Annotated in this window: 11 protein-coding genes; 3 read left to right on the top strand and 8 right to left on the bottom strand. The window is 60.5% G+C overall.

From position 1 onward, the window contains the following. Positions 1 to 160: 160 nt before the first annotated feature. Positions 161 to 1,714: an amino acid permease gene (locus tag A477_RS0115595; protein ID WP_017199878.1), complete on the top strand. Its 1,554-nt coding sequence runs from the start codon at positions 161 to 163 to the stop codon at positions 1,712 to 1,714. Here the strand turns inward: A477_RS0115595 and A477_RS24015 are convergent. The 8 genes from A477_RS24015 to A477_RS0115565 form a co-directional block, all read right to left on the bottom strand. After that, positions 1,647 to 2,000 (bottom strand): IS3 family transposase, encoded by a 354-nt coding sequence (locus tag A477_RS24015; protein WP_353579774.1) that lies wholly within the window; start codon positions 1,998 to 2,000, stop codon positions 1,647 to 1,649. The genes A477_RS0115595 and A477_RS24015 overlap by 68 nt on opposite strands. Beyond that, entirely contained in the window at positions 2,000 to 2,335 is a 336-nt protein-coding gene (locus A477_RS24010; RefSeq protein ID WP_353579773.1) for a DDE-type integrase/transposase/recombinase, read from the bottom strand. Before A477_RS24010 ends, A477_RS24015 begins: the two co-directional genes overlap by 1 nt. A 623-nt stretch (positions 2,336 to 2,958) precedes the next feature. Next, positions 2,959 to 3,372 (bottom strand): hypothetical protein, encoded by a 414-nt coding sequence (locus A477_RS0115590; protein ID WP_157367105.1) that lies wholly within the window; start codon positions 3,370 to 3,372, stop codon positions 2,959 to 2,961. A 17-nt stretch (positions 3,373 to 3,389) separates the two neighbouring features. Further along, the gene (locus tag A477_RS22775; protein WP_017199876.1) at positions 3,390 to 4,163 is read right to left on the bottom strand and encodes an amidase domain-containing protein; all 774 of its coding nucleotides are present in this window, start codon (positions 4,161 to 4,163) and stop codon (positions 3,390 to 3,392) included. Between the two features lie 979 nt (positions 4,164 to 5,142). Then, positions 5,143 to 5,778, bottom strand: a complete 636-nt coding sequence (locus A477_RS0115580) for a DUF2461 domain-containing protein (protein ID WP_017199875.1) — start codon at positions 5,776 to 5,778, stop codon at positions 5,143 to 5,145. A gap of 132 nt (positions 5,779 to 5,910) precedes the next feature. After that, entirely contained in the window at positions 5,911 to 7,392 is a 1,482-nt protein-coding gene (locus A477_RS0115575) for a catalase (protein WP_017199874.1), read from the bottom strand. A 15-nt stretch (positions 7,393 to 7,407) separates the two neighbouring features. Beyond that, positions 7,408 to 7,884: a Fur family transcriptional regulator gene (locus tag A477_RS0115570; protein ID WP_017199873.1), complete on the bottom strand. Its 477-nt coding sequence runs from the start codon at positions 7,882 to 7,884 to the stop codon at positions 7,408 to 7,410. Between the two features lie 30 nt (positions 7,885 to 7,914). After that, complete coding sequence (locus A477_RS0115565) at positions 7,915 to 8,709, bottom strand: hypothetical protein (protein WP_017199872.1); 795 nt, start codon at positions 8,707 to 8,709, stop codon at positions 7,915 to 7,917. A 92-nt stretch (positions 8,710 to 8,801) separates the two neighbouring features. Here A477_RS0115565 and A477_RS0115560 point away from each other — a divergent pair, with 92 nt between their 5' ends. Together A477_RS0115560 and htpX are read left to right on the top strand one after the other, a co-directional pair. Further along, positions 8,802 to 10,073 (top strand): MFS transporter, encoded by a 1,272-nt coding sequence (locus A477_RS0115560; protein WP_017199871.1) that lies wholly within the window; start codon positions 8,802 to 8,804, stop codon positions 10,071 to 10,073. A 124-nt stretch (positions 10,074 to 10,197) separates the two neighbouring features. Beyond that, positions 10,198 to 11,067 carry a zinc metalloprotease HtpX gene (gene htpX / locus A477_RS0115555; RefSeq protein ID WP_017199870.1) on the top strand — a complete coding sequence of 290 codons (870 nt, stop codon included), beginning with the start codon at positions 10,198 to 10,200 and terminating at the stop codon, positions 11,065 to 11,067. The last annotated feature ends 58 nt before the right edge of the window (positions 11,068 to 11,125 follow it).

The raw sequence follows: 11,125 nt of genomic DNA, 5'->3' as shown, positions 1-11,125 counted from the left end.
TGGCTGGTGTGACGGGGGCTACGTGCCTTTGTCACACCAGCCACAGCCGTCACAGCTTTTCGTGGTTCGTCTCACTATCTGGGATAAATATGGCCGTCCATTGGCCGGACACTATTCTTGATGAGTCCTATACCACCCCCATCCAGAATGTGGCATTTTTATGAACATTTTCAGGACCAAGTCGATTGAACAGTCGATCGCCGATGCCGACGAACCCGGTCGCAAGCTCAAGCGCAGCCTGAGCACCTGGGACCTCATGATCATGGGCGTCGCCGTTGCCGTCGGCGCCGGGATCTTCTCCGTGGGTGCCAAGGCTGCCGCAAACTTTGCCGGCCCTGCCGTCACCATTTCCTTTGCCATCGCAGCTGTCACGTGTGCCTTGGCCATCATGTGCTACGCCGAGTTCGCCACAGCGATCCCTGTGGCAGGGTCCGCCTACGTGTTCACGTACGCCACCATGGGCGAAGTCCTCGCGTGGATCATCGGCTGGAACCTCATCCTTGAACTCTTCACCGCCGCAGCCGTGATCGCAAAGTACTGGGGCATTTACCTCAGTACGGTCTTTGGCCTGATGGGTGTGGAAATGCCCCCGTCAATCCAAGTGGCTGGTGTTGACCTCTACTGGGGTGCCTTCCTCATCGTCGCGATCTTCACGGTCCTGCTGGTGCTGGGCACAAAGCTGTCCGCCCGCGTTGGCAACGTCTTCACGCTGATCAAGATCGCGGTGGTGCTGTTCGTGATCGTTGTTGGCTTCAGCTACGTGAAGTTCTCCAACTACACCCCCTTCGTTCCTGCCTCTGAGCCCACCGACTCCGGCGCCGCCGACGTCATGAAGCAGTCCTTCTTCGGCTTCCTCACCGGCGCTGCTCCGGCCCAGTACGGAACCCTCGGCGTCTTCGCGGGCGCAGCCCTGGTGTTCTTTGCCTTCATCGGCTTTGACGTGGTGGCAACCTCCGCCGAAGAGGTCAAGAACCCACAGAAGACCCTGCCTCGCGGTATCTTCGGTGGCCTTGCCGTGGTCACGCTGCTCTACATCCTGGTCTCCCTCGCACTGACCGGCATGGTGTCCTACACGCAGTTGGCCGAGGTAAAGAACCCCACCCTGACCACGGCTTTCGAGGCCGTGGGCAACACTGACGCCGCCAAGATCATTGCGTTCGGTTCCCTGGTGGGCCTGACCACGGTAATCATGGTGCTGCTCATGGGCCTGTCCCGCGTGGTCCTGGCCATGAGCCGCGACGGCCTCCTGCCCCGCTCGCTGTCCAAGACGAGCGAAAAGCGCTCGACGCCGGCCCGGTTGCAGATCATTTGTGGTGCGGCCGTAGCCTTGGTTGCAGGCGTAACCAAGGTGGACCTGCTCGAGGAAATGATCAACATCGGAACGCTGTCCGCGTTCGTGATGGTCAGCCTTGGCATTCTGGTATTGCGCAAGAAGCGGCCTGACCTCAAGCCAGCGTTCCGGGTCCCGTTCGGGAAGGTTCTGCCGTGGGTCTCCGCAGTCCTCTGCTTCTACCTCATGACCAACCTGGCCGTGGAAACCTGGATCTTCTTCGCGATCTGGCTGGTCATTGGCATGGCCATCTACTTCGCCTACGGCCAGCGCCACTCGCGGTTGAATGAGAAATTCGCCGCAGCCAAGGCCTCCGTCAATGGTGCCGCCGAAAGCCGCCAGCCCAAGGGCGACGAGGACGAAGACAGCTACACGAAGGTCTAAACCAATCGCGGCAGCTTGTCAGACAGCTGCACTCGTTAGCTCCACGAAGGGCCCGGGAACCATCATGAATTGGGCTCCGAAAGTTGGACTGGCCAAAATAAAAGCCTAAGCCGCGAGGGCCTGGGTCCGGTATTGAACTGGGCTCAGGCCCTTTGAGGTTTGTCGAGTCTCGTCTGGTCTTGTGGTAGTGGATGTAGTCGTCTATATGGGTGGCCAGTGCTTCCGTGCTGATGAACCGTACGTCGCGGAACATCTCTTCCTTGAGGTGGCGGAAGAAGTTCTCCATCACCGCGTTGTCGTAGCAGTTGCTCTTGCGAGACATGGATTGGACCGCTCCGGCGCCCTCGAAGAGAGCGAGCCAGGAATCGTGCCGGTTTTGGAATCCTTGGTCCGAAATGAACGAGTGGGTACTGATCGGGTTCCAAGCAGGTCAGGGCCCTCGCGGAGCGAGGTGTTGGTGAGGTCCAGGTTCGGGGACGTGCCGATGGTATGGGAGATGATTTGCCGGTCGAAGAGATCCATGACTGGTGACAGGTAGAGTGTCCGGTCCCCGACGCTGAATTCGGTCACGTCCGTCACCCATTTCTGGTTCGGGGCGGTGACATTGAACTCGCGGTTCAGCAGATTCGGCGCAGCGGCACCCTGTTACGCCTTGGTAGGAGTTATAGCGCTTGCTCCGCTTGACCTTGCAGGCAAGCCCAAGTGAGCGCGTCAGCTGCAGCAGGTCTTCTTCACAACCGTCCATCCAGTGTTGGGCAGTTCCGTGGATGCGGCGGTGACCATACCGGGCATGGTTCGTCGTGAAGAGGTCCGTGACCGCGGCATTGAGCGCCTCCCGCCGGTCAGGGGAAAGAAAGCGGGCCCAGTGATAGAAGAACGTCGATCGGGCCAGGCCGGCGATCTGCAGCAGAACCGGCCGCGGGCCTTGAGGGCTTGGACCTTCACCGCTCCTTGCCCACGAATCCTTTACTTCAGTTGCAGACTCTTGACCGGCCAGTGGGACACGCCCAACCGATTAGCTGTCGCCGTATCCGCAAGACACTTCTCCAACCACGCTACAGCGGTCTCGCGCTGGACCTCATGCAACGAACTCTGCGAATGCAAAATTGCTCCCCGGAAGTCAGAACTGAATTCTCAAATCCAACTTCCGGGGAACAGTTCAACGTGCTTCCCGGGTTCTTCTCTTTACTGCCCTAATCGCCGCTCTTTGAACGCCGTTGTAGAGCGGAATGTTCCAGTGCGGACTACGGTGTTGCGGCGGGTGATTTCGGTGGGCCAGCCGTTCCTAGTGCCAGCTGCCATCGTGACTCATGCCAGTCGAGCTCGAAGGTGAGATCATCGCCTTCGTTATCGCTGGCTGTCACCAGGTAGTTGTCAGGTGCTCCGTGATGTTCCTGGTACTGGATCTCGTATCCGCTGGATGCAAGAGCCTGGGCTTTGGTGATGAGTTCGTTGGCTTCGGCCTCTCTTTCTTGCATGTCGACAAGCGCGAGTTCCAAGAGCTTTTTTTGATCACCATTCTTTGCAGCGCTAATAACAGTTTCGGCTGTGGAATTGCGTTGTCCCATGTCTGGGTCGAAAGTTCTGTCGCAACCGCCGAGCACCAGACCGAAAATGCAGAGCAATATGACAAAAAATGTCCGTCCTAGATTGTGCATGGTATTTAGCTTAGCTCTTAGGTCCGCAGGCCGTACCAGGTTGCGTATGGGAATGATGAATAAAGATTCCAGATACTCCTGTTGAGGGTATCGGTGGTGTGATAGCTAACGCGGATGTCACGAGTACCCGCACTCCACGGGGAGTACGTCACGAACATGGAATGGTCGACATCAGGCGTACCTTCAGGCCAATGCACCTGCAATACGTCTGCAGGACCAAGGTCATTTAGGTAGCTCAGATAGCTGACCCGGCCTTGGCCGACTGCAAAGTTGTGGAAGTTTTGGGCACCCACCCATGAATACGTTTGATTGGCGAATGTGTACCACCAGCTGCTGTCGTAGGTATACCAACCTCCTTGGTCGGCCCACCCTCCCGCCTTCAGCGACTGGGAGACAAAGTTTTGGCAGTCGTTGCCGAATGATCGGTAAGCGCCGTTGCGGCCAAGTGCCCAGTTGAGGGCGTAGTTGGTCATGGCCGTGTAGTTGTACCCTGCGGCCAGTGTGACTTCCTGGTCCGACTTGGGACCGGTACCCGGCTTCGTCTGGGGTACATGGGAGTTAGGTGCTGAAGCCTTCGCCTCAGTGGCTACCTGGCCTGGTCCTAGGATAAGGGGCTTTCGAGCCCCGGGAGCCGGGGCCAGTTGTGCCGCGCTGACTACTGTTGAAGGTGGTAAGCCGCCTTCATTCTTGGGTTTGACCGGGTCGATTGTCCATCCGGAGTCCGTCTTTGTGAACGCCACAATCTGCTCGTACCTGTAGCTCTCCGGCGGTCCTCCCGTTGTGTAGGTCAAATCTGTTCGTTCGGTGATTTCCGCGGTGGCCCGTTCGGCTTCGAACTTGAAGCTTTCTGATTCGAAGGTTGTAATGACTGACGAATAGCCCTGTCCGTATGCAGCCAGTTGGGTATTCCGCGCTTTCAGCTCGTCGTATTCCGCACTTATTGACTATATAAACACCAGCTATTACAAGTAACTTACTAATTCACTGAAATACAAAACAGGCAGGAGTCTTACCTTTTTTTGGGCGAATGGAGCATTCTGTTTGCGCGACAGAGCTTCCTTTGACGCGGGTCCGGTGCTCAGTGCTGCAGAGCGTCGACGTCGATGTTCTCACCCAGAAGTGGGTGAGCGTGGGCTTGACGCGTCGAGTGACAACCGATCCTAGGAGTTGACGACGGCTGGCTACCTATGCCGGTGTCACTACTAAGGGAGGGCTGCCGCTGATCCGGACATGGACTCTTATCAGGGGTGGGGAAAAGTATCGCTGTTTTATAGCCGAGGTCCGCTGGCAGCAAAACAAGCAAAGCAAGCAATTGGGAAGTTGCGCCTGGGTCGACTTTGAAACCCGCCCAGGGGAGCCTGAGGACGAGGATAGGCCGGACATCCTACGAGCTGTCGCGGAGCATGGACCAGCACATCCATATCTCTGCGCTGAGACCTATATGGACGTTGCCCACCCCCCCCAACCGGCCGGGCTAGTTACTCAAGACGGCAAGTCACGCCCGGTTGCAAAGGGATGCTGGGAACAGATCGGGCGCCACGGCTTCCCAGCGCCGGTACGGCGAACGGCAAGAGGAGCAGCAGACAACATACGACTCCGGCGGTCTTTGGCGCTTTGCGGTTTCCTGCCATTGGGGAAGTGTGTTTGGGAAGGCCAACGGCAAAGACCTTGTGAATCTCCTCGACGCAACGCCGGCGTATCTCAATAACCACGGCCAGGCGAACGTGCGGGCGTCTGAGGTGAGTTTCGAGGACCAACATCAGAGAATATCTACGGCGCAGCATGCTCACTGACCCACTCCACCAGCGGCCTCAGCACTTCCCAGCGGGCAGCAATCTCGTCACGGGCTGCGGGAGTGGACAACCATTCCGGCTGACCCACCTCAACGCTGGCGGACAAGGACTTGTGCTTGAGCAGCTCTGCGCGTGGGTGTTCTTTGTCGAAACCCCGTGGAACGGTCTTGAGGGTCTCACCCTCAATGGCGAAGCCTGCCGCTGCCACGGCGTCTACGGTTCGCTGCAACTCCGATCCACTGTCAGGAGCATCCACTGCCGCCCGGAAACGTGCCAGTTGGGCGGGCGTGTGGGAGTGGTAGCCGCCGCCGATCAGCAGCCCGTCGGCACTGATCTGAAGATAGAAACCGACGCCTTCCTGGCTGGCAGCGAAGGCGCCTTGCGCTGTCTTGTACGGTGATTTGTCCTGGGAGAACCTGATGTCCCGGTTGGGCCGGAAGATCTTTGCCGGCCCGAACTTCGGCTCCAGCTCCGAAAGGAGGGCTGTCAGCGGTCCCTTCACCTCGGCGTCGTACGTTGTTTTATGCTCCAGCCACCACTCACGGTTGTTGTTCTCTTCAAGCTCGGCGTAGAAACGGAATGCGGCGGTTGGGATGCCCTCGAATGTACTCATAGAAGGATCCTAGGGATGCCCATCCCCGCCCAGCCATAGCCAACAAGAGCTATGTGGAAAACAAAAGGAACACCCCGTCGCGGAGAAGATCCGCAACGGGGTGTTCCTGTAAATGCAGTAGAGCAGAGACGCTTAGAGCTTGTTGGCTGCTTCGGCGTCGGACTCGGTCTGGCCTGCACCGAGGTTGGCGCGCAGCTTGGCGCCAAGATCGGAGTCAACGCTGGTCCAGTACTGAATGGCGCGTTCCTTGATGTCGGCGTTCTTCACGCCGCCAACGGCACCGGTGATGGTGTCCAGGAGGCGGGCCTTGGCAGCGTCATCGTAGACCTCGCGGTACAGGGTACCGGCCTGGCCGAAGTCGTCGTCCTCAGCGTGCAGGGTGTGGGCGGAGAGGGTGAGCTCACCGTCGTTCTCCCAGCCACCAGCAGGCGAAGCGGGCTCAACAGCAGCCGGGCCACCCACCGAGTTGGGTGCGTACACCGGGGTGGAGGGGGAGTTGAACAGGAAGCGACCCTGTCCGTCCTGGCTGTAGTTGTTGACCTGGTTCTTGGGCTGGTTCACCGGGATCTGTGCGTGGTTGGTGCCCACGCGGTAGCGGTGTGCGTCTGCGTAGGAGAAGATGCGGGCCTGCAGCATCTTGTCCGGGGAGGCGGCAATGCCCGGTACGAAGTTCGACGGCGCGAAGGTGGCCTGCTCGATCTGCGCGAAGTAGTTCTCCGGGTTCTTGTTCAGCTCCATGGTGCCCACGTGGATCAGCGGGTAGTCGGAGTGCGGCCAAACCTTGGTGAGGTCGAACGGGTTGAAGCGGTACGTCTTGGCGTCCTCGTACGGCATGACCTGGACGTGCAGTTCCCAGGAGGGGAAGTTGCCATCGGCAATGTTCTCCTGGAGGTCGCGGATGTAGAAGTCCGCATCCGAGCCGGCAAGCTGCTCAGCCTGGTCACCGGTGATGGTCTTGACGCCCTGGTTGGACTTGAAGTGGTACTTGACCCAGAAACGCTCGCCGGCGGCATTGATCCACTGGTAGGTGTGCGAGCCGTAGCCCTGCATTTCACGCCAGGAAGCCGGGAGGCCGCGGTCGCCCATGAGCCAAGTGACCTGGTGTGCGGACTCGGGGGAGAGGGTCCAGAAGTCCCACTGCATGTCAGCGTCACGCAGGTGGCTGCCCGGGAGGCGCTTCTGGGAGTGGATGAAGTCCGGGAACTTGATGCCGTCGCGGATGAAGAAGACGGGGGTGTTGTTGCCAACGAGGTCGTAGTTGCCCTCGGAGGTGTAGAACTTCACGGCGAAACCGCGGGGGTCGCGCCAGGTGTCGGGAGAACCGTTCTCGCCTGCAACGGAGGAGAAACGGATCAGCATGTCCGTCTCGACGCCCGGCTGCAGGAAGGCTGCCTTGGTGTAAGCCGAAACGTCCGAGGTGGTCTTGAACGTACCGAATGCGCCGCCGCCCTTGGCGTGCACTACACGCTCCGGAACCCGCTCGCGGTTGAACTGTGCAAGCTTTTCCACCAGGTAGTGGTCGGTGAGGATGATGGCACCGTCAGCGCCGACGGACTTCGAGTGCGCGTCGGAGGTAACGGGGGCACCTGACTGGGTTGTTGAAATGGCAGTCATTGTTCTCCTTTTTCTTTATTTCTGAGTTACGGAAGTTACGGGAAGCTGTTGTTTGGACTGGCAGTCCTGGCAGATGCCTTGGTACAGGACGTCTGCGATCTGGATGGTCATGGGCTTGGAATTTTCATCCCAGTGCGGGGTGAGGCACGGTGCGTGTCCCACGGCGCAATCCACGTCCTCCACCTTGCCGCAGCTGATACACACGGCGTGATGGTGGTTGTCACCTACCCGGGTTTCGTACAGCGCCGGGGAGTGCGGGGGTTCGAAGCGGCGCAGCATCTGCAGGTCCGTGAGGTCGCTGAGCACTACGTAAACGGACTGCGCCGTCAGTTCGGGAAGCTCTTTGCGGGCAGCGGCAAGAATGCCTTCTGCCGGAGAATGCGGATGGTGCTGGACGGCGGCAAGCACGGCCAGCCGCTGTTTGGTCACACGCCGGCCATGGGCATGCAGGGCTGCGGCCCATTCTGCTTGCTCGGCTGTGTGATCTGTCATGCATTCATTGAAACACTTATTTTGAGCAGTTCACAATAAGGCAAGGCTAACTTCTGGTGAACGGAACAGATCCTCCATGGGATTCACGTCTTCAGCGGCGGATCGACCCAACGCATGGACCCGCAGAGGTGCGTCTGCTGTCTCGGATTCCAATGCCAGGCAACTGAAACCGCTGAGGCCTCCGCTGAGGGGAAGAGCGGCCAAGGCCCCAGCCATGGCCAGCAGTTCCGCCGGCAGGATGTCACGAACGTTCGCCACAGCCCGGACAGGTTCGATTACCGTATGGCGGGGCCCCGTTTCCATGGTCCGCACCAGCGGACCAGCGTCAGAAGAGGGCTTGTCTTCGGAAGAACGCACGACGGCGGCGCCCGCCCCGGGTTCGGAACTCACGGAGGCCTCAGGTCGGCTCAGTCGCAGCGCCTCACGGACCGCCGTGTCGGTGGCTTCCAAGATGTGCTCAGGCTCGCCGAGCCGACGGTGGGCCGGCAACGAAAGCTGAGCACCCGGCGTCGTAGTTTCTCCGTCCCAACGCCCGAAGAGGTGGAACGTGGGGGTTGAGGACTCGGCGACAGGCTCGCCTATGGCAGAGCCCAAAGGGTGCCACCGGTGGGCAAACATCACCGAGAAGCGGGTTGCCCCCAGAACGTCATGGAGTGCGGCGCGTACCAGGTTGTGGCAAAAGAGCCAGTCCGCCGCTGAAGCCTGCGCAAATTCGGTGGACGGATCGGACAGCCTGATCAAGATGTGCCCGGCCGTGAGGGGATGCCGCGGCCGGGCGATTTCCCAAAACCCCGAACGGTACAGCAAACGTCGCTCCAAGCCCATCTCAACTCCTTCCCCGGGGTGAGCCTACCAAGCACCTTCCGCAGCCGGGGAGAGTTGCGAGAGGTTGCTGTGATGCTCGTTAAGGTAGGACGGTGGCGAAACTACTGGCAGACATCACTCCCCTGAAGGAGAGTCCCGCTTTTCGGCGGCTCTGGCTGGGGGCCTCAGTAGCTGCCATCGGAACCCAGTTGACCTTGGTGGCTGTCAGCCTGGAGGTCTATCGGCTCACGCAGGAGAGTTTCTACGTGGGCCTCCTGGGAATCTTTGCGTTGGTTCCGTTGGTGATCGCCGGGCTCTACGGGGGTTCCGTTTCGGACGCTTACGACCGCCGCAAAGTGGCCATCATTGCCTCCCTTGTCCTCTGGGTAACCACGGCCGGATTGGCCTTGCAGGCGTGGCTGGAGATCGGCAATATCTGGCTCCTTTACGCACTGGTGGCCATCCAAAGTGGCGCCCAAGGCATCAACGGCCCCGCCCGGAGCGCCATCATCCCGCTTTTGGTCCGCAAGGACCTCCTTCCCGCGGCCAACGCCCTCAGCATGCTGACGTTCGGCCTATCCATGACCGCTGGGCCACTTCTGGCGGGCGTGCTCGTGGCCACCATCGGCTTCGGTTGGACCTACACCATCGACGTCATCAGCTTCACTTTCGCACTGTGGGGGCTCTTCAAACTCCCGCCCCTCCCGCCGTCCAAGGATGCCGTTCGGCCAGGGCTGCGCTCCGTGGTGGAGGGCTTTAGGTTCCTCGGGACGCGGCCCAACGTCCGCATGACCTTCATCATCGACCTCATCGCCATGATCTGTGCCCAGCCCCGAGCGCTGATGCCGGCCATCGGTGCGGTAATGATCGGCGGGGGCGAAACCACTGTTGGCGTGCTGCTCGCGTCAACGGCCGTGGGCGCTTTCCTGGCCGGGCTGTTTTCCGGGCCCTTGGGGCGGGTCCGCAAGCAGGGCAGCGCCGTGGTGTGGTCCGTGATGGGTTGGGGCGCGTCCATTGCCGGCTTCGGATTGGTGGTGCTGCTGGCAGGGGATGCGGGCCGCGACGGTGTCACGCCTTGGCTGATCCCGGCAGCATTCTGTTGCGCCCTTGCCGGAATCTCGGACTCCGTCAGTGCCGTTTTCCGCACCACCATCCTGCAAGCAGCCACACCGGACCACTTGCGGGGGCGACTCCAGGGCGTGTTCATCGTGGTGGTGGCCGGAGGGCCCCGGGTAGGGGACATGCTTGCTGGCGGTGTCACCCAGTTCCTGAGCGAAGGTGGAGTGTTGCTGCTGGGCGGGCTCCTCTGCATCCTTGTTGCATGGTTTGCTTCGCGCATGCAGCCCGGATTCGTCGCGTACGACGCCAAGCATCCGGTGCCCTGACGCTGCCAGTCACCACACGGCAGGCCACCCGTGCGCCCACGTAGGCTGACAACGGAACACGAGGGGCGGCGTCGGCGTTATTCCGTACAGAACCCTTGCGACAACGAAAGCGACAAGAACAACCGTGCATAAACACAACAATGGACTCAAGACCGCGGCGCTCTTCGGTGTGCTGTGGGCGGTGTTGTTGGGTTTGGGCGCCATCATCGCGGCCGGGACGCGCAGCACCACGCCCATCTGGATCATGGCGCTGATCGGTGTGGCCACCACGGCCTATGGCTACTGGAACAGTGACAAGATCGCCATCCGTTCCATGGCCGCCTACCCCGTCACCGAGGCACAAGCACCGCAGCTGTACCAGATTGTTCGGGAGCTGTCCGCTCGTGCCAACAAACCCATGCCGCGGATCTACCTCTCACCCACCATGACGCCCAACGCCTTCGCCACCGGACGCAATCCCAAGAACGCTGCCGTGTGCTGCACCGAGGGGATCCTGCACCTGCTCGACGCCCGCGAACTCAGGGGAGTACTGGGGCATGAGCTGATGCACGTGTACAACCGCGACATCCTCACCTCGTCGGTAGCTGCTGCGGTGGCCGGCGTCATCACCTCCGTGGGCCAGATGTTGCTGATTTTTGGCAGCGGGGACCGGCGCAACGCCAACCCGCTGGCTACCATCGCCATGGCCCTGCTCGCGCCTTTCGCGGCGTCCCTGATTCAGATGGCTATCTCCCGTACGCGTGAGTTCGACGCCGATGAAGACGGTGCGGAGCTGACCGGCGACCCGCTGGCGCTCGCCTCAGCCCTGCGAAAGATTGAGTCGGGCGTCAGCCAACTGCCGCTCCCTCCAGACCAGCGGCTGGTCAATGCTTCACACCTGATGATCGCCAACCCGTTCCGTGGCGGGGGCATGCGGCGCATGTTCTCCACACACCCGCCCATGAAGGAACGGATCAGCCGACTGGAGCGGATGGCCGGGCGCCCGCTGCTGTAACTGACTTAAACGTCGCTGGCCCGCTGTTCCGTGGTTAACCAACAACGGAACAGCGGGC

This window comes from Arthrobacter sp. M2012083, from assembly GCF_000281065.1.
In the GTDB taxonomy this organism is placed as follows: domain Bacteria; phylum Actinomycetota; class Actinomycetes; order Actinomycetales; family Micrococcaceae; genus Arthrobacter.
This window is presented reverse-complemented; position numbering and strand designations above follow the sequence as displayed.